Raw genomic sequence first — 20,794 nt, 5'->3', positions numbered from 1 at the left:
CGTCGCTCACGCGCGGCCCGCCGGGTCGATCTCGGCGGGGTCCTTCGCCGGCGACGTGACGGGCTCGTCGTCCCAGCGGCCGTAGACGAGCTCGGTGTTGGAGGAGATCTGCGCGGCGAGCATCGACACGTCGGTGCCGAGGTGCGCGGCCATCGCCCGCAACGTGTGCGGGATGAGGTACGGCGCGTTCGGGCGGCCGCGGAACGGCACGGGCGTGAGGAACGGCGCGTCGGTCTCCACGAGCAGCAGCGAGCGGGGCGCGAAGGCCAGCGCCTCGCGCAGGTCCACCGCGTTCTTGAAGGTGACGGTGCCGGAGAACGACATGTACCAGCCGTTCTCGGCGCAGATCCGGGCGAGGTCCTCGTCGCCGGAGAAGCAGTGGAACACGGTGCGCTCGGGGGCGCCGACGCGCAGCAGCGTCTCGACGACCTCGTCGTGCGCGTCGCGGTCGTGGATCTGCAGGGCGATGCCCCGCTGCTTGGCGATCTCGATGTGCGCCTCGAAGGAGCGCATCTGGGCGGCGCGGCCCTCCTCGCCCGTGCGGAAGAAGTCGAGCCCGGTCTCGCCCACGGCGCGCACGCGCGGTCGGCCGGCCAGCTCGTGGATCTCGGCCAGCGCGTCGTCGAGGGTGCCCGCCTCGTCGTACGCGGGCGCCTCGTTGGGGTGGATCGCGACGGCCGCGAGCATGCGCGGCTCGTGGGCCGCGGTCTCCGCCGACCAGCGGGAGGTCTCCAGGTCGCCGCCGACCTGGATCACGCCACGGACGCCGACCGAGCTCGCGCGGTCGAGGTGCTCCGTGAAGTCGATGGGCGACTCGCCGTCCGCGATCTCGAGGTGCGTGTGGTTGTCGTAGACCGGGACCGTGAGCGCCTCGGGCAGCGGCGGATACGTGAGGTCGCGCGTCTGGCCGTGGACCGCGGTGGTGTCGCGCTGGCGCACGTAGTTCGAATCGGACATCCCGCCCACTCTACCGAGGGGCGGGTGCCGCACCCCGTGGGGCGCGGCCTCCCCGGTCACGCCGTGGGGGTGACCGGCTCCTGCTCGATGCGCGGGAAGAGCGGGGCCTCGAGCGGCGTGACGACGCCGGAGCCGGTCCACTCGTCCGCGAGGTCGATGCGCTGCTGGCCCACCGTGCCGTCGCCGCCGAGCGCCGTCCAGAGCTTCGCGGTGGCGCCGGGCAGCACGGGCGCGAGGAGCACGGCGAGCGTGCCGAGCCCGCGGACCGCAGTGTGCAGGACGGTCTCGAGGCGCGCGCGGTCCTCGTCCCTCTTGGCGAGCGCCCACGGCTCCTGGCTCGTGATGTAGCCGTTGAGCTCGTCGACCAGGGTCCACACGGCGGCGAGCGCCTCGTGAATGGCGAGCCGCTCGATGGCGTCGTCGGCCGTGGACGCGGCGGCGCGCGCGACGGACAGCACGCGCTCGTCGGCCTCGGTGAGCTCGTGCGCCTCGGGGACGCGGCCGTCGAAGTAGCGGCCGACCATGGCGATCACGCGGGAGGAGAGGTTGCCGAAGCCGTTGGCGAGCTCGGCCTGGTAGCGGGCGCTGAGGTCCTCCCAGCTGAACGAGCCGTCCTGGCCGAAGGCGAAGGCGCGCATGAAGTAGTAGCGGAACGCGTCGATGCCGAAGGTGTCGGTGATGGTCTGCGGGACGATGCCGGTGAGCTTCGACTTCGACATCTTCTCGCCGCCGACGAGCAGCCAGCCGTGGCCGAAGACGCGGCGCGGGGGCTCCTCCCCGAGGGCCATGAGCATGGCCGGCCAGATGACCGCGTGGAACCGGAGGATGTCCTTGCCGACCAGGTGGGTGGCGGGCCAGCGGCGCTGGAACCGCTCGTCGTCGACGCCGTAGCCGATGGCGGTCACGTAGTTCATGAGCGCCTCGAACCACACGTACACGACGTGGCTCTCGTCCCACGGGATGGGGATGCCCCAGTCGAAGCTGGAGCGGGAGATGGAGAGGTCCTCCAGGCCCCGGCGCACGAACGACAGGATCTCGTTGCGGGCGCTCTCGGGCTGGATGAAGTCGGGCCGCTCCTCGTAGAACGCGAGGAGCCGCTCGCCGAAGTCGCTCATGCGGAAGAAGTAGTTCTTCTCCTCCAGCAGCTCGACCGGCTTGGAGTGGATGGCGCAGACGAGCTGCCCCTCGAACGGACCGGTGCCCTCGAGGAGGTCGGAGGGCTGCTTGTACTCCTCGCAGCCGACGCAGTAGTAGCCCTTGTACTCGCCCGTGTAGATGAACCCGGCGTCGTGGAGGCGCTGCAGGAAGATCGTGACGCTCTCCTCGTGGCGGGCGTCCGTGGTGCGGATGAAGTCGTCGTTGGAGATGTCCACGGCCTCGAGCAGCGGCTGCCAGCTCTCGGTGACGAGGCGGTCGGCCCACGCCTGCGGGGTCGTGTCGTGCGCGGTGGCCGTGCGGAGGATCTTCTGCCCGTGCTCGTCGGTGCCCGTGAGGAACCAGGTGTCGTCGCCGCGCTGGCGGTGCCAGCGGGCGAGCACGTCGGCGGCGACCTCCGTGTAGGCGTGCCCGATGTGCGGGACGTCGTTCACGTAGAAGATCGGCGTGGTGATGTAGAAGGGCTCGCCGCGGGACATGGGCTCCATCCTAACGATCGGCGGGAGGGGCCCCGGCCGCGTGACGGCGGCTCAGGCGAGGTGGCGCTCGGCGGGTCCGTCGTACTCGGAGAGCGGGCGGATCAGCGAGTTCGCGGCGCGCTGCTCCACGACGTGGGCCGTCCAGCCGACCACGCGCGCGGCCACGAACAGGGGCGTGAAGGCGCGCGTCTCGAAGCCGAGGAGCGCGTACGCGGGGCCCGAGGGGTAGTCGAGGTTCGGCAGGATCCCGGTGCGCTCGGCCATGCCGCGCTCGAGCGCGTCGTACAGCTCCATCGTGCGGGTCGCGGACTCCCCCGCCGCGCCGCCCGCCTGCACGCGCACCGCGACGAGCTCGTCGAGCGCGTCCTTCATGGTGGGCACGCGCGAGTCGCCCGCGCGGTACACGCGGTGGCCGAAGCCCATGACCTTGCGCTTCGCGGCGAGCGCCTCGTCGAGCCAGGCCTCCACGCGCGACGCGTCGCCGATCTCCTCCAGCGTCTCGAGCACGGCCTCGTTGGCGCCGCCGTGCAGAGGGCCCTTCAGGGCGCCGATCGCGCCGGTGACCGCGGAGTGCAGGTCGGCGAGGGTCGACGTGATCACGCGCGCCGTGAACGTGGAGGCGTTGAACGAGTGCTCCGCGTAGAGGATGAGCGAGACCTCGAGCGCGCGAGCGTCGGCCTCGGTCGGCCGCTCCCCGTGCACCATGAGCAGCAGGTTCTCGGCGAGGCCGAGGTCGTCGCGCGGCTCGACCGGCGCGAGGCCCTGGCGGCGCCGCTGGTCGTGGGCGATGAGCACGGGGATCTGCGCGAGGAGCCGCACGGAGCGCTCGAGGTCGGCCTCGGCGGAGTGGTCGTCGGGCGTCGGGTCGGCCGCGCCGATCGCGCTGACCGCGGTGCGGAGCACGTCCATGGGGTGCGCGTCGACGGGCAGCGCGTCGACGATGCGCAGCACCGCCTCGTCGGGCTGGCGCTCGGCGCGCTCCTGCGCCTCGAAGTGCGCGAGCTCCTCGTCGGTGGGCAGCTCGCCGTGCCAGAGGAGGTAGGCGACCTGCTCGAAGGAGCAGGAGGCGGCGAGCTCCTGCACCGGGTACCCGCGGTAGAGGAGGGAGTTCGTGGCCGGCTCGACCTTGCTGATCGCGGTGGTGTCGACGACGACCCCGGCGAGTCCCTTGCGGATGTCGGCCATGGTGCTCCTTCGCGGCATGCCGCACCGCTGGTGGAGCGGATCGGGTCGCCCTCGGGTGCGCTCGTCACTGTATCGGGGCGGGCCTCCCCGGGCGAGGGGTGACGGCCGCCTGCGGCGCCGGGTCGCGGCGCGGCCGGGTCGGTAGCCTTCCGTCAGGCCCTTCCCGAGGCGCCGACCGCGCAGCCGCGCCGACCCGTGAGGACGCCATGCCCGAGAGCACCGACCACGCCGATCCCGCCGATGCCCCGGCGCACTACGACGTCGCCGTGATCGGGGCGGGGCCCGCCGGCACCGCCGCAGCCCTCCGCGCGGCCGAGCTGGGCGCGTCCGTCGTGGTGCTGGAGGCCGGCCGCGTCGGCGGCACCTGCGTCAACACGGGGTGCGTGCCCACGCGCGTGCTCGCGAAGACCGCGCGGCTCGTGCGGGAGGTGCGCTCCGCGGGCGAGAGCGGGATCGGCGTGGGCGAGCCCACGCCGCACTGGCCGTCGATCGTCGCGCGCGTGCACGAGCAGGTCGACCGGGTGCGCTCGCTCAAGCGCGAGGCCGAGCGGTTCCGGGAGGCGGGCGTGACGCTCGTCCACGAGGGCCGCGCGCGCTTCGTCGACGACCGCACGCTCGTGCTCGACAGCGGGCGGCGCATCACCGCGGGATCCGTGATCGTGTGCGTCGGCGGCCACTCGCGCCGCCTGCCGGTGCCGGGCGCGGAGCTCGCGACCGTGCCCGAGGACGTGCTCGCGCTGCCGGAGATCCCCCGCCGCCTCGCCGTCATCGGCGCCGGCAACACGGGCGCGCAGCTCGTCACCGTCTTCCGCTCGTTCGGCGCGGAGGTCACGCTGCTCGACGTCGCGCCGCGCGTGCTCACGGCCTCCGACGAGGCGGTCTCCGAGGCCGTGTCCGACGCGTTCCGCGCGCAGGGCGTGCGCGTGCACGTGGGCATCGACACCGTGACGGGCATCACGCGCTCGGGCGACGGCTCCCTCACGCTGCTCTGGCGCGCGGGCGACCGGCCGCAGTCCTCCAGCTTCGACGCCGTGATCATGGCCACCGGCTGGCCGGCCGACGTCGAGGACCTGGGGCTCGAGGCCGCGGGCGTCGAGGTCACCCGATCGGCGATCCCCGTGGACCGCTACCTGCGCACGCGCGTGCCGCACATCCTGGCGGTGGGCGACGCGAACGGGAAGGACATGCTCGTGCAGGCCGCGCAGTCCGAGGGCGAGGCGGCCGCCGAGAACGCGGTGCTGGGCGTCAACCGGCGCATCCCGCTGCAGCTGCTCCCCGCGGGCGGGTTCACCGACCCGGACTACGCGGGCGTCGGGCTCACGCAGGCGGAGGCGCGCGAGCGCGACGGCGCATGCGTCGTCGCCCGGGTGCCGTTCTCGGAGGTCGACCGCGCCGTCATCGACGACCGCGAGGCCGGCTTCCTGCTGCTCATCGCCGACCGTCGCCGCGAGCTGATCCTCGGGGCGCACGCCGTGGGCGAGAACGCCGTCGAGGTGATCCAGTCGGTGACGACCGCGATGGCGGCCGGCGTCGACGTCGCGACCCTCGCGCACGTGCGGTTCGCGTACCCGACGTACAGCGCGATCATCGGCATCGCGGCCCGCCGCCTGCTGCAGGAGGCGGACCGGGCGGGCGAGCTCGACTGACGCGCGGCCGGCGGCGTCGTACCGGGGTACGACGCCGGGCCCGGGTCCCTCCCGCGGGCCGACGCCGGATCCGAGGCCCGTTCGTAGCGTCGGATCATGACCTCCGACACCACGACTCGCACCCCCTCACGAGCCGATGCGGCGCTCCTCGGGACCGCCCTCACGGCCGCCGGCCTCGCCCTGATCTGGGCCGCCCGCCTCACCGTCGACCGCGCGCTCTACGTGAGCGAGCTGGGCGCGGACGGAGAGCCTAGCGCGGGCTGGTTCCGCGCGGCGCTCCTGCTCGTGGTCGCGGGCGGCGGATGCGTCGCGTGGGCGACGCGTGGCCTGCGGGCGTCGGTGCCGGTGCTGCGCGCGTGGACGGCGTCCACCAGCATCGGGGTGGCGGCGGCGCTGTTCTTCGTGGCGTCGCAGGTGCCGTGCACCGCCGGGTGCCCGCTGCCCGTCGGGTCCTCCTTCACCTGGCAGGACCTCGTGCACACGGTCGCCGCGGTGCTCGCCTTCGCCTCCGCCTGCGTCGGGATGCTGCAGGCGGCGTTCGCGGACGGGGACCGCGGCGTGCGAATCCTGTCGTCGACCTCGGGCGTCGTCGTGGCGCTCGTCGCGGGGGCGGGCGGCCTCCTCTCCCTCGCCCGGACCGCGACCGACGTCGGCGGCGCCCTCGAGCTGGTCGCGACCACCGTCGCCCTGCTGTGGCTGGCGATGCTCGGGATCGCGATGGCTCGGCGGCACGCGATGCCGACGCGGGCATCCGGGTCGCGCTGCGGCTCCCGCGTGGCTGCGTAGGGTGGGAGCCATGCCCGTCGCGGTGGACTCCTTCGCGTCACCGGCGCCGCTCCGCGTCCCCGGACGGTGGACGCGCTTCCGCCGGACCCGTCCCCGCACCGTCGACGCCCTGGTCGCGGGCGCCCACGCGGTCATCGAGCTGTTCGGCCTGTTCAGCGTGCAGCTGGCGACCGGGGAGGGCCGCGACCCCGGGCTCTCGGCGCTCCTCGTCCTGGTGCTCGTCGTCGCGTCCGCCGCCCTGCTCCTCCGGCGCCGCCGACCGGCCACGTCCTTCGGCGTCGTGCTGGGCGCGACCGCCGCCATCGCCCTGCTCGACTCCTCCGGCCTCAGCCCCATCGGCGCCGCCCTCGCCCTCTACGCGCTGGCCGCGTACCGCTCGCCTAGCAGCGGATGGGTCGGCTACACGATCGCCGCGGCGACGGGCGTCGCCGTCGCGGGCGTCGCCTCCCTCTCCGGCGGACCCGGCGCCCCGGCCCTCGTCAACCCGCTGTTCCTCCTGATCACGCTCGTCGCGACCGTCGCGGGAGCCGGGGCGGGCACCCGGCGCCGGTACGTCGACGCGCTCGTGGACCGCGCGGAGCGGCTGACCCGGGAACGCGACCAGCAGGCGCTCCTGGCGGCGTCGGCCGAACGGGCGCGGATCGCGCGCGAGATGCACGACGTCGTGGCCCACAGCCTGTCCGTCATGGTCTCGCTCGCCGACGGCGCGGAGGCGCTCGCGGCCGTCGACCGGGAGCGCGCCGACGACGCCGTGCGCGAGATCGGCACCGTCGGCCGTCGGTCGATGACGGACATGCGGCGGCTGCTCGGCGTCCTGCGCGACGACGCGGGCGACGATCCCGGCGACGCGGGCCTCGCACCGCAGCCGGGCCTCGACGACCTGCCCGCGATGATCGAGACCTTCCGATCCGCGGGGCTGCCCGTCGTGCTCGAGCGGGTCGGCGCGTCGCGCACGTCGGCCGGCGTGCAGACGGTCATCCACCGCGTGGTGCAGGAGGCGCTGACGAACGCGCTCCGCTACGCCGACGCTCCCCGCCGCGTGCTCGTGCGCCTCGACCTCTCCGGGGCGGGTGCCGTGATCAGCGTCGTCGACGACGGCCGCGCGCGGTCCCGGCCTGCCCCGTCGGTCGGCTCGGGCCGCGGCCTCGTGGGCATGCGCGAGCGCGCGCACCTGTACGGGGGATCCGTCGAGGCCGGGCCCGGGGACGACGGCGGCTGGCGCGTGCACGTCCGCCTCCCGCAGGCAGGGGACGACGCGTGACCGCCGACGGGATCCGACTGCTGCTCGTCGACGACCAGGAGCTGTTCCGCCGCGGCATGCACATGGTGCTCGACGCCGAGCCCGGCCTGCAGGTGGTGGGCGAGGCGGCGTCCGGCGGCGAGGCCGTCGCCATGACCGCGGACCGCTCCCCCGACGTGGTCGTGATGGACGTGCGCATGCCCGGCATGGATGGCATCGAGGCGACCCGGCGCATCGTGCGCGAGAGCCCGGCCAGCCGCGTCCTGATCCTCACGACCTTCGACGCGGACGAGCTCGCCTTCGCGGGGCTCCGCGCGGGCGCCAGCGGCTTCCTGCTCAAGAACACGCCGCGCGCGGAGCTGACCGCCGCGATCCGCGCGATCGCCGCCGGGAACGCCATCGTGGCGCCGCGCGTGACCCGCGCGATGCTCGACCTCTTCGCGCCGCGGCTCCCGCGCACCTCGGCGGAGGCGCCGGATCGGCTCCAGGAGCTCACGGAGCGAGAGCACGAGGTGCTGGTGGCGATGGCGCGCGGGCTCAGCAACCCGGAGATCGCGGACCGGCTCGTGGTGTCGGAGTCGACCGTTAAGACGCACGTGGGGCGGATCCTGCAGAAGCTGCAGCTGCGGGACCGCGTGCACGCGGTGATCCTCGCCTACGAGCGCGGGCTCGTCTGAGCGGGCTCGCGGGGCTCGCGGGGCTCGCGGGGCTCGCGGCATGGTCGGATGGACGCATGACCGCGCTCATCGTCACGGCCCACCCCGATCCCGACTCCCTCACCCATCACGTCGCCCGCCGGCTCGCCGACGCGCTCGGGGCCGACCGCACGACGCTCGCGCACCTCGCGCAGGAGGGCTTCGACCCGGTGTTCGGCATGGCCGACCGGCGCGCCTATTCCGGTGACGCCGCCGCCCCCGCGGACGTCCTCGCCGAGCAGGCGCGGCTCGACGCCGTGGATCTCGTCGTGCTCGTCTTCCCCGTGTGGTGGTGGTCCATGCCCGCGCTGCTGAAGGGCTGGATCGACCGCACCTTCATCGCCGGCTGGGCCTTCGGGATCGACGACGAGGGGCGCATCGAGGAGCGGCTCCAGCGGCTCACCGTGCACCTGGTCCCCGTGTCCGGCACGAGCCGCGCGTCGTTCGCGCGGCACGGCTACCTGTCGGCGTTCGAGACGCAGGTGGGCCACGGGATCCTCGACTACTGCGGTGCCCGGCGGGGCGCGACCGCGTTCGTCCACGACTCCGAGTCGGGCGACCGCGACGCGACGGGTGCCGAGGTGGAGCGAGCCGTCGCGGAGGTGGTCGCCGCGATCGACTGACGTCGGGGCGGCGTGGGGATCCGGTCAGATCGCGGCGTCGATCCCCTCCATGTCGAGCACGAAGCGGTAGCGCACGTCGTTCCGGCGGAGGCGGGCGAACGCGGTCTCCACGGCGGCGGCGGGCAGCACCTCCACGTCCGCCGTGATGCCGTGCTCCCCGCAGAAGTCGAGCAGGTCCCGGGTCGCGGGCCGCCCGGCGCTGCCGGAGGACGTCAGCTTCCGGCGGCCCGTCAGGAGGTCCATCGCCTGCACGGACAGCGGGCCGAGGTGGCCGAGCACGCAGAGCGTGCCGTCGAGGTCGAGCGCGCGGAGGTAGGGCGCGAGGTCGTGGGCCACGGAGACCGTGTCGAGCACGAGGTCGAGGCTCCGGTCCGCCCCGGCCATCGCGGCGGCATCGGTCGAGACCACGGTGCGGCTCGCGCCCAGCCTCTCCGCGTCGGCCGCCTTGGCCGCCGTCGTGGTGAACACGGTGACCTCGGCGCCGAGCGCCCGGCCGAGCCGCACGGCGAGGTGCCCGAGCCCGCCGAGCCCGACGACGCCGAGGCGCGTGCCGGGGCCGACCCCGGCGGCGCGCATCGGCTCCCACACGGTGACGCCCGCGCACATGAGCGGGGCGACGGCGGCGGGGTCCAGCGCCGCGGGCCGGTGGTAGACGAAGGACTCCCGGACGACGTACCGGCCCGAGTACCCGCCGAGCGTGGAGGACCCGTCGACCCGGTCGCGGCCGCCATAGGTGAGCGTCGGGAACTCGACGCACATGTTCTCGTGCCCCGCCCGGCACATGCGGCAGGCGCCGCAGGAGTCGACGATGTTGCCCACCGCGACGGGGTCGCCGGGCGCGAAGGCCGTGACGGCGGGTCCGACCGCGACCACCTCGCCGACGAACTCGTGGCCGGGGACGAGCGCCTCGCCGCGGCCCGGGTGGTCGAGGGCGTGCAGGTCGGAGTGGCAGACGCCGACGTGGGTGACGCGCACGTCGACGTCGTCCGAGCGGAGGGCGCGGCGGTCGATCGGCGTCGGACGGAGGGGCTGGCCGGAGGCCGGGGAGAGGAGGGCTGTGGTGCGCATGCCCCCACCCTACCTACTGGTTGGTAGATCTATAGGGTCGAGGGCATGACGACGGCCGACCGCACCCGCCAGCGCATCCTCGACGCCGCCACGGAGGAGTTCGCCGCACGGGGCATCGCCGGAGCGCGCGTCGACCGCATCGCCGCCGCCTCCGGCATGAGCAAGCCCATGCTCTACGCGCACTTCGGGGCGAAGGACCGCCTGTTCGACGCGGTCTTCGCGGAGCACGTGATCGCGAACGGCGACCGCGTGCCCTTCACCGCCGACGACCTGCCCGGCTACGCGGCGCTGCTGTACGACGACTACCTGGCCGATCCCGCGCTCGCCCGCCTCGTGCTGTGGAAGCGCCTCGAGCGCGAGCCGGCCGGCTACCTCTACCCCGGCCTCGAGGAGCACGACGCGGGCCATCGCCGCGACATCGTCGCCGCCCAGGCCGCGGGCCGGATCCGCGCGGACCTCGACCCCGACGACGTGTGGAGCCTGCTCATCGCGACGGCCGCGAGCTGGGCGCAGATCTCGATCACGACGGTGGCGACCGCCGACGAGCCGGACGCGGTGCACGCGCGACGCCGTCGGGCGCTCGCGGAGACCGTGCGCGCCGGGCTCTGCGGCGGCTGACCGCGGCCCGTAGGTTCGGTCCATGACCGCTCCCGCCGATGCGCCCCGCGACCGACCGGACGACGCCGCCACCGCCGAGGACGCCGGGGATCCGAGGCGTCCCGATCGGCCCGCCGTCGCCATCCGCCCCGCGCGCCCCTCGGACCTCCCGCGCGTCGCCGAGCTGCGCTGGCGCTGGAGCGTCGACGAGACGGGCACGGAGCCCGCCACGGACCTCGCCGGATACGCCGCCGCGACCGTCGCCTTCGCCGAGGCGCACGCCGCCACGCACCGGTGCCTCGTCGCGGAGGCCGGCGGCGGGATCGTGGGCATGGCCTGGATCGCCCTCACGGACCGGCCGCCGACGCCCGACGACCTCAGCCGCGTCGCCGGGGACGTCCAGTCGGTGTACGTGCTGCCCGCGCTCCGCGGCTCGGGCACGGGCGCGCGCCTCCTCGGGGCGCTGCTCGACGTCGCGCGTGACGCCGGCTGCCGCTACGTGCGCGTGCACTCCAGCACCCGCGCGATCCCCCTCTACGCCCGCGCGGGGTTCGCGGTCGACGAGACGTACCGCGTCGTCCGCCTCTGAGGGGCGGCACGGCTCGCTACGGTGGGCCGAGGCCTCCGCACCGGGTCGCATACGCCAGCAGGGAGACCGTCGTGCTCATCACCCTCACCTCCACGGCGCCCTCCGCATCGGACCTCAGCCACCTGCTGCGCAAGCACCCCGGCAAGGCGCAGTCGTTCGACCTGCCCGTGGGCACGGCGCACGTGCTCTACCCCGAGGTCTCCGACGACCGCTGCACGGTGGCGCTGCTGCTGGAGGTGGACCCGATCGCGCTCGTCCGCGACGCGCGGTTCCGCAGCGCGGGCGCCCTCAGCATCACCCACTACGTCAACGACCGGCCCTATGCGTCCTCGTCGATGCTCGCCGTCGCCATCGGGCAGGTCTTCCGCACGGCCATGGGCGGGCGCAGCGAGTCCTTCCCGGAGCTCGCCGCCGGCACGCTGCCGCTCACGGTCACGGTCGCCGCGCTTCCCGCCCGCGGCGGCGTCGAGCTCGTGCGCGAGCTGTTCGCCCCGCTCGGCTGGCAGGTCGACGTCCAGCCGGTGCCGCTGGATCCCGCCTTCCCCGCCTGGGGCGACTCCGCCTACGTCGACCTCGTGCTGACGGGCGACGTCCGGCTCGCCGACGCGCTCCGCCACCTCTACGTGCTCCTGCCCGTGCTCGACGACGGCAAGCACTACTGGGTCTCGGACGACGAGGTCGGCAAGCTGCTGCGCGCGGGCGAGGGCTGGCTCGCGGAGCACCCGGCCCGCGACCTGATCACCCGCCGCTACCTCGCGCACCAGCGCGACCTCGTGGGCGAGGCCGACGCGCTCCTCGACGAGGGGCGGACGGCGGAGCCGGGCACCGTGGGCACGGCATCCGCGCCGGCCGCGCCGCGCTCCCCGTCGCTCGCCCGCCTGCGCGCGGAGACGGTGCACGGGGTGCTGACCGAGGTGGGCGCCCGCACGGTCGCCGACGTGGGCTGCGGCTCGGGCGCGCTGCTCGCGCACCTGGTGCCCGACCCGGCGTTCACGCGGCTCGTCGGCACGGACGTCAGCGTCCGCGACCTGGAGGCGGCGGCCCGGCGCCTCGGCCTGCGGGACGCGAGCGACCGGGTGCGCGAGCGGGTCGCTCTGCTGCAGTCCTCGGCGACCTACGAGGACCCGCGCATCGCCGGTCTCGACGCGATCGTGCTGATGGAGGTCATCGAGCACGTGGACCCCGACCGGCACGGCGCCCTCGAGTCGTCGGTCTTCGGATCCGCCGCCCCGGGCACCGTCGTCGTGACGACGCCGAACGCGGAGCACAACGCGCTCTACCCGGGTCTCGACGCCGGCGCGCTCCGGCACCCCGACCACCGCTTCGAGTGGACCCGTGCCGAGTTCGCCGCGTGGGCGGCCCGCGTCGCCGACCGGTACGGCTACCACGTGGAGATGCGGCCCGTCGGCGACGCCGACCCCTCCCACGGGTCCCCCACCCAGCTCGCCCTCTTCCGGAAGGCCGTCTCCCGATGACCGACGCACCCGCCGCCCTGACGCCCGAGGCCGCGCCCGCCCTGCCCCTCCCCCGCATGTCGCTCGTGCTCCTGGTCGGCGCGAGCGGATCCGGCAAGTCCACCTTCGCCCGCACGCACTTCGGCCCCTACGAGGTCCTCTCGAGCGACGTGTTCCGCGGACTCGTCTCGAACGACGAGAACGACCAGAGCGCGACCCCGGCCGCCTTCGAGGCGCTCCGGCACGTCGCGTCCCAGCGGCTGCGGGCGGGGCTGCTCACCGTGATCGACGCCACGAACGTGCAGGCCGAGTCGCGCCGCTCGCTCGTGCAGCTCGCGCGCGACCACGACGTCCTGCCCGTCGCGATCGTGCTCGACGTGCCCGTGGGCGTCTGCGTGGAGCGGAACGCGGCCCGCACCGACCGGGACTTCGGCGCGTCCGTCGTGAAGCGCCAGCATGATCAGCTCCAGCGGTCGCTGAAGGGCCTCGGCCGCGAGGGCTTCCGGAAGGTGCACGTGCTGCGCGGCGTCGAGGAGGTCGCCGCCGCGCGGTTCACCGTCGAGCCGCTGCTCAACGACCGCCGCTCCGAGCGCGGCCCGTTCGACGCGATCGGCGACGTGCACGGCTGCCGCGCCGAGCTCGAGACGCTGCTCCAGCAGCTCGGCTACGCCATCCGGCGCGATGAGCGCGGCCGGCCGGTCGACGCCGAGCACCCCGAGGGCCGCCGCGCCGTGTTCCTCGGCGACCTCGTGGACCGGGGGCCCGACACCCCGGGCGTGCTCCGGCTCGCGATGGGGATGGTGCGCGCCGGCCACGCGCTCGCCGTCCCCGGCAACCACGAGGCCAAGCTCGTGCGGGCGCTGCAGGGAAAGAAGGTGACCGTCGCGCACGGCCTGGGCGAGTCGCTGGCCCAGCTCGCGGAGGAGGACGAGGCCTTCCGCATCGACGTGGAGCGCTTCTGCCGGGAGCTCGTCTCGCACCTCGTGCTCGACGGCGGCGACCTCGTGGTGGCGCACGCCGGCCTCATCGAGGCGTACCACGGGAGGGCGTCCGGACGCGTGCGGTCGTTCGCGCTCTACGGCGACACCACGGGCGAGACCGACGAGTACGGCCTGCCCGTGCGCCTGCCGTGGGCCGCCGACTACCGCGGATCCGCGACCGTGCTCTACGGGCACGTGCCGACCCTGGAGGCCGAGTGGGTCAACGGCACGATGTGCCTCGACACCGGGTGCGTCTTCGGCGGGAAGCTGAGCGCCCTCCGCTGGCCGGAGCGCGAGGTCGTCTCCGTGCCCGCCGAGCGCGTCTGGTACGAGCCGGTCGCGCCGCTGGACCGGTCGGCCAGCGCACCCGCCGTCCCCCTGCGGGACCCGGGCCTCCTCCGCATCGACGACGTCCTGGGCAAGCAGATCGTGGAGACGCGGGCAGCGGGCCGCATCGGGATCCGCGAGGACGCCGCCGCCGGCGCGCTCGAGACCATGAGCCGCTTCGCCATCGACCCGCGGCACCTCGTCTACCTGCCGCCGACGATGAGCCCGCCGGCGACGTCCGCGCGCGACGACGTGCTCGAGCACCCGGCCGAGGCGTTCGAGGCGTACCGCCGCGACGGGCTCGAGCGGGTGGTCTGCGAGGAGAAGCACATGGGGTCCCGCGCGGTCGTGCTCCTGACCCGGGACGCGGCGCGGTTCGGCGCGCCCGAGGGCTGGCGCGGCGTCGTGCACACGCGCATGGGCCGTCCGTTCCTCGAGGCCGGCGAGACCGACGCGCTCCTCGCCCGGCTGGACGCGGCGGTCGAGGCGGCGGGGCTCTGGGCGGAGCTGGACACGTCGTGGATCCTGCTCGACGCGGAGCTGCTGCCGTGGTCGATGAAGGCGGGACCGCTGATCCGGGAGCAGTACGCGTCCGTCGGCGCCGCCGCGACGGCCGCGCTGCCCGCCGCCGTCCGCACCCTGGAGCGAGCCGCGGCCGCCGGCGTCGACGTGGCCGACCTCCTGGACCGGACGCGCGCCCGGGCCGCGGATGCGGAGGCGTACGTCGCCGCCTACCGCCGCCACGCGGCGCCGTGCACGGGCCTCGAGGACGTGCGGCTCGCGCCGTTCCAGCTCCTCGCCACCGAGGGCGCCACGCACGTCGAGCGCGACCACGCCTGGCACCTGGAGCTCGCGGACCGGCTGGCCGCCGCGGATCCGGGGCTCGTCATCCCGACCCGCTCCGTCTCCGTGGACCTCGGGTCCCCCGAGTCCGAGGCGGCCGCGACGCGCTGGTGGGAGGACCTGACGGCCGCGGGCGGCGAGGGCATGGTCGTGAAGCCGACCGCGGGCCTCGTCCGCGGCCGGAAGTCGCTCGCGCAGCCCGGCATCAAGGTGCGCGGCCGCGAGTACCTGCGCATCGTCTACGGCCCCGACTACACGGAGCCCGCGAACCTCCGCCGCCTGCGCGACCGCGACGTCGGCCGCAAGCGGTCGATGGCGCTGCGCGAGTACGCGCTCGGGATCGAGGCCGTCGAGCGGTTCGTCGCGGGCGAGCCGACATGGCGCGTGCACCAGGCGGTCTTCGGCGTGCTGGCGATGGAGTCCGAGCCGGTGGACCCGCGGCTGTGACGCCGGCTGGTCGCGCCCATCGACGGACGCGACCGCCGGGCATCACGCCCCGCCGCGGTTCCCCTCCAGCGTGAAGGTGAAGACGTCCTCGTCGAAGGCGCTGTAGCCCGCGTAGTCGAGCAGCTCGTAGAGGCGCGCGCGGGTCTGCATCTCGGGCACCCTCCCGGCGAGCGTGCCCTCCTCGAGGATCGCGTCGAGGCCGCGCTCGGCGGCGCCCATCGCGAGGCGCAGCAGCGACACGGGGTAGATGACGATGTCGACGCCCACGTCCCGCAGCTGGGAGGTGGTGAACAGCTCGCTCTTCCCGAACTCGGTCATGTTGGCGAGGATCGGCACGTCCACCGCGGCGCGCATAGCCGCGAACTCGGCGAGGTCGGCCATCGCCTCGGGGAAGATCGCGTCGGCGCCCGCGTCGACCAGCGCGCGGGCGCGGTCGATGGCGGCGTCCATGCCGTCGACGCCGCGCACGTCGGTGCGGGCCATGATCAGCAGGTCGGGGTCGCGGCGGGCGTCCACCGCGGCGCGGATCCGCTTCAGCGCGGTCGACTCGTCGACCACCTGCTTGCCGTCGAGGTGGCCGCAGCGCTTCGGGTTCACCTGGTCCTCGATGTGGAGGCCCGCGACGCCCGCGTCCTCGAGCATCTGCACGGTGCGGGCCACGTTCATCGGCTCGCCGAACCCCGTGTCCGCGTCGACGAGGCACGGCAGGTCGGTGACGCGCGCGATCTGCTGCGAGCGCCCGGCGACCTCGGTGAGGGTGGTGAGCCCGATGTCCGGGAGCCCGAGGTCGGCGGAGAGCACGGCGCCCGAGATGTAGACCCCGTCCATGCCCTTGTCCTGGATGAGCCGGGCCGAGAGCGGGTTGAACGCGCCGGGCATGCGGATCAGCTCACCCGAGGCGAGCCGCTCGCGGAACGCGCGGCGCTTGGCGGCGGCGGTGAGGGCGGAGTGCAGCACTAGAGGAGTCCCTTCGGGGAGCCGGCGCGCTCGAGGAGGCCGGGTCGGGCGGTGACGGTGAGGCCGGCGAGCTCGTCGGCGGCGAGCTCCGGCAGGCGCTCGACGAGCGCCAGGAAGCGCTCGACCTCGGCCTCCTCGAGCACCCCGTCGGCGAGGGTGCGGAGCTTGGCGACGTAGTCGGCGCGCGCGAACGGGCGGGCGCCGAGCGGGTGCGCGTCGGCGACGGCGATCTCGTCGACGATGGTCGAGCCGTCCGTCAGGCGGATCTCGACGCGGCCGCCGAACGCCTTCTCCGCCGGGTCCATGGAGTGGTAGCGGCGCGTCCACTCGGGGTCCTCCGTGGTCGTGACGCGGCGCCACAGGTCGACCGTGTCGGGGCGGCCGGCGCGCTCGGGCGCGTACGAGTCGACGTGATGCCAGGCGCCGTCCTGCAGGGCGACGGTGAAGATGTACGGGATCGAGTGGTCGAGGGTCTCGCGACTGGCCCGCGGGTCGTACTTCTGCGGGTCGTTGGCGCCGGATCCGATGACCACGTGGGTGTGGTGCGAGGAGTGGATGAGGACGCGGTCGACGGCGTCCGCGTCGGCGAGCACCGGGTGCGCGTGGTGCAGGCGACGGGCGAGGTCGATCCACGCCTGCGCCTGGTACTCCGCCGAGTGCTCCTTCGTGTACGTGTCGAGGATCGCCCGCTTGGCCTCGCCGGGCCCGGGCAGCGGCACGTCGTAGCCGGCGCCGGGGCCGTCGAGGAGCCACGCGATCACGCCGTCCTCGCCCTCGTAGATGGGGGTGGGGCTGGTCTGCCCGCGCATGGCGCGGTCGATCGCCTCGACGGCCATCTTCCCGGCGAAGGCGGGCGCGTGCGCCTTCCAGGTGCTGATGGCGCCCTTGCGGGACTGCCGGGTCGCGGTGGTGGTGTGCAGGGCCTGGCCGACGGCCTGGAACACCGTCTCCGCGTCGAGGCCGAGGAGCGTGCCGATGCCGGCGGCGGCCGACGGGCCGAGGTGCGCGACGTGGTCGATCTTGTGCGCGTGCAGGCTGATGGCCTTCACGAGGTCCACCTGGATCTCGTAGCCGGTCGCTATGCCGCGCACGACGTCCGCGCCGGTGATCGGGCGTCCGTCGGGACGGCCGGCCGCGGCGGCGTGCTGCGCGGCGGCGAGGATCGGCGGGATGTTGTCGCCCGGGTGCGAGTACTCCGCGGCGAGGAACGTGTCGTGGTAGTCGAGCTCGCGCACGGCCACGCCGTTGGCCCACGCGGCCCACTCGGCGCTGACGCGGGTGGCGGGATCCGCTCCCACGACCGTCGCGCCGGCACCGCCCGTGGACGGTCCGTGCGCGAGGGCCTGCGCGCGGGACGCGACGACGGGCGCGCGGGTGAGCGACGCGGTCGCCACGGCGGCGTTGTCGATGATGCGGTTCACGATCATCTCGGTGACGTCGGCGTCGACCTCGACGGGATCCGCGGCGACGGCGGCGATGCGCCCCGCCAGCTGCTCCCCGGGAGGCAGGGCCTCGTCGCTGCGGTGGACGCGGACGCGGTGGATCTGCATGCTGTTCCTCACGGTCGGGCGCCGGACGCGGAGGGCTCGTGACCTCGTCCGCGCGGCACCGGTCCAGCGTATCCACCGCCGGGGGCGTCCTACGCTGGCGTGTGCTCACCGTCTCCCCGGAGTCCCCCCGCCGCGACGACGTGCTGCCGCTGCTGCGGCAGGCCGACGAGTACGCGCTCGCGCTGTACCCCGCGGAGAGCTACCACTCGCTCGACGTCGCCGCGCTGGAGCGTCCGGGCGTGGTCCTCCTCGTGGCGCGCGACGACGGCCGCGCGCTCGGCACGGCGGCGGTCGTGGACGGCGGCGACGGGTCCGCGGAGCTGAAGCGGGTGTTCGTCACCGACGCCGCGCGTGGCCTCGGCGTCGGGCGGGCGCTCCTCGCGGCGGCGGAGGCCTCCGCCCGGGACGCGGGTGCGACGCTCATGCGGCTCGAGACGGGCCTCCCGCAGACCGCCGCGATCGCCCTCTACGAGCGCGCCGGCTACCGGCACGTGCCCCGCTTCGGCCCGTACGCGGCCGATCCGACGAGCGTCTGCATGGAGCGGGACCTCCGGCGGGCGGCGGGACCCCTCCCCCGCTGGATCCTCCGCCCCGCGCTCCCCGACGACGCCGGCTGGATGGCCGAGCTCCGCGCCGTCGTGCTCCGCCCCGACCTCGAGCGGCTCGGGCGCTTCGATCCGATGCGGGTCCGGCGCCGCCTCCTCGACGGATGGGCCGCCGAGCGCACCTCCGTCATCCGGGTGGACGGCCGCGACGCGGGACTGGTGGCCTGCCGCGAGGAGCCGGACGCGTGGTGGGTGGAGCACCTCTACCTGGATCCCGCCGCGCAGGGCCGCGGCATCGGCGGCGAGGTGCTCGCCGACCTCATGGACCGGCACGACGACGGTCGGCCGTTCCGCCTCGACGTGCTGCAGGGCAGCCCGGCCCGGCGGCTGTACGAGCGGGCCGGCTTCCGGGTGGAGCGCGAGGACCCGGTGGACGCGTGGCTCGTGGCGCCCGGTCGCGGCACGACCGCCGGCCCGGTCGTGCCCTCCCCGCGTCGATAGCCTCGGGACATGGTCACCCATCGCGTCCGGGACGCCGTCGTCGCCGCGTGGCGCGCGGCCACCTCCCCCGGCCGCCTCATCCTCGCCGCGAAGACCGCGCTCGCGGTCGGCATCGCCTGGGCCGTGGCGCCCTACGTGCCCGGCGTCGCGAGCGAGTACCCCTACTACGCGCCGCTCGGCGCGCTGGTGAGCATGTACCCGACGCTCATGGGATCGGCGCGGACGGGGCTGCAGACGCTCCTGGGGCTCGCCGCGGGGATCCTGCTCGCGACCGGGGTCATCATGACCACGGGCCCGTCGTGGTGGTCGATCCCCGTGATCGTCGGCATCGGCGTGATCCTCTCGGGCTCCGGCTGGTTCGGCGCCGGCCGCGAGTACGTGCCGATGGCGGCGCTGTTCGTGCTCATCATCGGCGGGCAGGACGCCGACCAGTACTCGCTCGGCTACGTCGCGCAGATGGCCGTGGGCGTCGTGACCGGGCTCCTCGTCAACGTGCTCGTCGTCCCCCGGCTGTCGAGCGGGGCGGCGAGCGCCCGCATCAGCGCCTTCCAGCACGAGGTCGCCCAGCGCCTCCGGGAGGTCGGCGACGCGGTGGAGTCCGAGGCCCCGCCCGCGCACGCCGACTGGATCCGCGCGAGCGAGGGCCTCGCCGACACCGCGCGGGCCGTGCGCGCCGACCTGCGGGAGGCCGACGAGAGCCGGAAGGGCAACCCGCGGGCGCTCGTGAACAAACGGGACGTGCGCATCGACCACGCCCGGCTCGAGGCGATGGACCAGATCGTCTGGCACGTGCGCGACGTCTCCGCGGCGCTCGCCGACACCATCTGGCAGCAGCGCGGGGCGTCCGCCCTGGACCGCGACGTCGCCGCTCCCGTCCGCGACGCCTGCCACGCGGTGGCCGACGTGCTCGACCTCGACGACCCGGACTCCCCCGAGCGGCACCGCGCGATGGGCGAGGCCGCCCGGCGGGTGCGCCTGCTCGTGGAGGCGGTGGACCGCCGGTCGCAGGAGCTCGGCCGCGCGATGGGCCCCGGGGTGCTCACCGCGATGCACCTCAAGCGCGTGCTGCGGCACCTCGAGCCCGTGGACGCGGCGGAGTCACCGGCTCCCTAGCGCGGGCCCGGATCCGGCCGCCGACCCGGCCCCCGCGACCGCGGCCGCCGCGGTCCCGGTCTCCCCGCCGCCGGGCAGCGCCTCCACCCGCGCGTCGAAGCGCACCGCGACGATGCCCGCCACGATGAGCAGCCCGCCGACCAGCTGGAGCGCCGTGAGCGCCTCGCCGAGCAGCAGCCACGCCCAGGCGCCGGCCGCCGCCACCTCGAGGAGGCCCGTGAACGACGCGAGGCGGGATCCGAGCATGCCGCCCGCGGTGATCCCCGCCCCGTAGGCGAGCGCCGTCGCGACGACGCCGACCACGAGCATCGGCACCCACCACGGGACGACGCTGCCGAGCATCACGACGTCGGCGACGGATCCGGTGAAGGGCAGGATCCCGGTCACGCCCACGAGCGCCAGCAGCACCGCCGCGACGAGCAGGCCCGCTGCGGCGAGCGCCACAGGGGGCAGCCCGTCCGCGCCGCGGGCCGCGATGGCGAAGTAGCCCGCGCAGCCGACCATCGCGCCGACGGCGAAGAGGAGCCCGACGGGATCCAGCGCCCCGCCGCCGGAGGGCGACACCACGAGCGCGAGCCCGCCGGCGGCCGCGACGGATCCGAGGAGCACCGGCAGCGCGGGCCGCCGCCGGCTCACGACCCACGCGACCGCGACGAGGAGCAGCGGCGCCATGAACTCGATGAGGATGGCCGTGCCGACCGGGATCCGCTCGATGGCCGCGAAGTACATGACCTGCGCGCCCGCGACGCCCACGAGCGCCATGCCGAGCACGCGGCGCCACGCCCGCAGCACGGGCCGCAGGTCGCCGCGCAGCTGGACGAGCGCGACGGGGGCGAGGATCAGCCCGCCGATGAGCGCCCGCAGCGTCACGGCGGCGACCGGGCTCCATCCGGCGGCGAGCAGCGGCTTCACGAAGGCGCCCGACAGCCCGAAGGACGCGGCGGCCACGACCGCGAGGACCAGTCCGGTGGTGAGGTGGCGGCGTTCCATGGTGCACTCGTCTCGTCAGGGGCCATGCGGCCTACGCTCCTGACGCTAGACTCGTCGTGGATAAGGA

At 75.0% G+C, this 20,794-nt stretch carries 18 protein-coding genes; 11 read left to right on the top strand and 7 right to left on the bottom strand.

Going from position 1 to position 20,794, the window contains the following annotated elements; all coding sequences use genetic code 11:
• Positions 1-6 precede the first annotated feature (6 nt).
• The 3 genes from AC07VC_RS10235 to AC07VC_RS10225 are packed head-to-tail and all read right to left on the bottom strand — an operon-like array spanning position 7 to position 3,794.
• On the bottom strand, positions 7-957 hold the full coding sequence (locus tag AC07VC_RS10235; protein WP_317230711.1) for a TatD family hydrolase: 951 nt from the start codon (positions 955-957) through the stop codon (positions 7-9).
• A gap of 56 nt (positions 958-1,013) precedes the next feature.
• Positions 1,014-2,591, bottom strand: a complete 1,578-nt coding sequence (gene metG, locus AC07VC_RS10230) for a methionine--tRNA ligase (protein WP_317230712.1) — start codon at positions 2,589-2,591, stop codon at positions 1,014-1,016.
• A 51-nt stretch (positions 2,592-2,642) separates the two neighbouring features.
• The gene (locus tag AC07VC_RS10225; protein ID WP_494676428.1) at positions 2,643-3,794 is read right to left on the bottom strand and encodes a bifunctional 2-methylcitrate synthase/citrate synthase; all 1,152 of its coding nucleotides are present in this window, start codon (positions 3,792-3,794) and stop codon (positions 2,643-2,645) included.
• Between the two features lie 188 nt (positions 3,795-3,982).
• Between AC07VC_RS10225 and AC07VC_RS10220 the strand changes: the two genes are divergently transcribed.
• From AC07VC_RS10220 to AC07VC_RS10200, 5 genes are all read left to right on the top strand, one after another.
• On the top strand, positions 3,983-5,422 hold the full coding sequence (locus AC07VC_RS10220; RefSeq protein WP_494676429.1) for a dihydrolipoyl dehydrogenase family protein: 1,440 nt from the start codon (positions 3,983-3,985) through the stop codon (positions 5,420-5,422).
• 96 nt (positions 5,423-5,518) lie between these two features.
• Complete coding sequence (locus AC07VC_RS10215) at positions 5,519-6,208, top strand: DUF998 domain-containing protein (protein WP_494676430.1); 690 nt, start codon at positions 5,519-5,521, stop codon at positions 6,206-6,208.
• A 10-nt stretch (positions 6,209-6,218) separates the two neighbouring features.
• Entirely contained in the window at positions 6,219-7,469 is a 1,251-nt protein-coding gene (locus AC07VC_RS10210; protein ID WP_494676431.1) for a sensor histidine kinase, read from the top strand.
• Entirely contained in the window at positions 7,466-8,125 is a 660-nt protein-coding gene (locus AC07VC_RS10205) for a response regulator (protein WP_494676432.1), read from the top strand. The genes AC07VC_RS10210 and AC07VC_RS10205 overlap by 4 nt, the downstream gene beginning before the upstream one ends.
• Positions 8,126-8,181: 56 nt before the next feature.
• Positions 8,182-8,766, top strand: coding sequence for an NAD(P)H-dependent oxidoreductase (locus AC07VC_RS10200; protein ID WP_494676433.1), 585 nt, complete (start codon positions 8,182-8,184; stop codon positions 8,764-8,766).
• 24 nt (positions 8,767-8,790) lie between these two features.
• Here the strand turns inward: AC07VC_RS10200 and AC07VC_RS10195 are convergent, their stop codons facing one another.
• Positions 8,791-9,834 carry an NAD(P)-dependent alcohol dehydrogenase gene (locus AC07VC_RS10195; protein WP_494676434.1) on the bottom strand — a complete coding sequence of 348 codons (1,044 nt, stop codon included), beginning with the start codon at positions 9,832-9,834 and terminating at the stop codon, positions 8,791-8,793.
• A gap of 45 nt (positions 9,835-9,879) precedes the next feature.
• On the opposite strand from AC07VC_RS10195, the gene AC07VC_RS10190 reads away from it, so the two are divergent.
• The 4 genes from AC07VC_RS10190 (at position 9,880) to AC07VC_RS10175 (ending at position 15,071) form a co-directional block, all read left to right on the top strand.
• Entirely contained in the window at positions 9,880-10,452 is a 573-nt protein-coding gene (locus AC07VC_RS10190; RefSeq protein WP_494676435.1) for a TetR/AcrR family transcriptional regulator, read from the top strand.
• Positions 10,453-10,474: 22 nt separating this feature from the next.
• Positions 10,475-11,020, top strand: a complete 546-nt coding sequence (locus AC07VC_RS10185; protein ID WP_494676436.1) for a GNAT family N-acetyltransferase — start codon at positions 10,475-10,477, stop codon at positions 11,018-11,020.
• A 71-nt stretch (positions 11,021-11,091) separates the two neighbouring features.
• Positions 11,092-12,495, top strand: coding sequence for a 3' terminal RNA ribose 2'-O-methyltransferase Hen1 (locus AC07VC_RS10180; RefSeq protein WP_494676437.1), 1,404 nt, complete (start codon positions 11,092-11,094; stop codon positions 12,493-12,495).
• A complete protein-coding gene (locus tag AC07VC_RS10175) occupies positions 12,492-15,071 on the top strand; it encodes a polynucleotide kinase-phosphatase (RefSeq protein ID WP_494676438.1) in 2,580 nt (859 codons plus the stop codon). The genes AC07VC_RS10180 and AC07VC_RS10175 overlap by 4 nt, the downstream gene beginning before the upstream one ends.
• A gap of 42 nt (positions 15,072-15,113) precedes the next feature.
• On the opposite strand, the gene prpB is transcribed toward AC07VC_RS10175, so the two are convergent.
• Both prpB and AC07VC_RS10165 read right to left on the bottom strand, forming a co-directional pair.
• On the bottom strand, positions 15,114-16,028 hold the full coding sequence (prpB, locus tag AC07VC_RS10170; protein ID WP_494676439.1) for a methylisocitrate lyase: 915 nt from the start codon (positions 16,026-16,028) through the stop codon (positions 15,114-15,116).
• Positions 16,028-17,578 carry an MmgE/PrpD family protein gene (locus tag AC07VC_RS10165; RefSeq protein WP_494676440.1) on the bottom strand — a complete coding sequence of 517 codons (1,551 nt, stop codon included), beginning with the start codon at positions 17,576-17,578 and terminating at the stop codon, positions 16,028-16,030. Before AC07VC_RS10165 ends, prpB begins: the two co-directional genes overlap by 1 nt.
• Positions 17,579-17,679: 101 nt before the next feature.
• On the opposite strand from AC07VC_RS10165, the gene AC07VC_RS10160 reads away from it, so the two are divergent.
• Positions 17,680-18,624 (top strand): GNAT family N-acetyltransferase, encoded by a 945-nt coding sequence (locus tag AC07VC_RS10160; protein ID WP_494676441.1) that lies wholly within the window; start codon positions 17,680-17,682, stop codon positions 18,622-18,624.
• A gap of 9 nt (positions 18,625-18,633) precedes the next feature.
• Positions 18,634-19,737, top strand: a complete 1,104-nt coding sequence (locus AC07VC_RS10155; RefSeq protein WP_494676442.1) for an FUSC family protein — start codon at positions 18,634-18,636, stop codon at positions 19,735-19,737.
• Here the strand turns inward: AC07VC_RS10155 and AC07VC_RS10150 are convergent.
• A complete protein-coding gene (locus AC07VC_RS10150; protein WP_494676443.1) occupies positions 19,723-20,727 on the bottom strand; it encodes an EamA family transporter in 1,005 nt (334 codons plus the stop codon). The genes AC07VC_RS10155 and AC07VC_RS10150 overlap by 15 nt on opposite strands.
• Between the last annotated feature and the right edge of the window lie 67 nt (positions 20,728-20,794).

The sequence above is a fragment of the Clavibacter sp. GW821-FHT01D01 genome (assembly GCF_059422605.1).
Note: the sequence above shows the minus strand (reverse complement) of the source record. Positions and strands in the feature narration are given on the sequence as shown.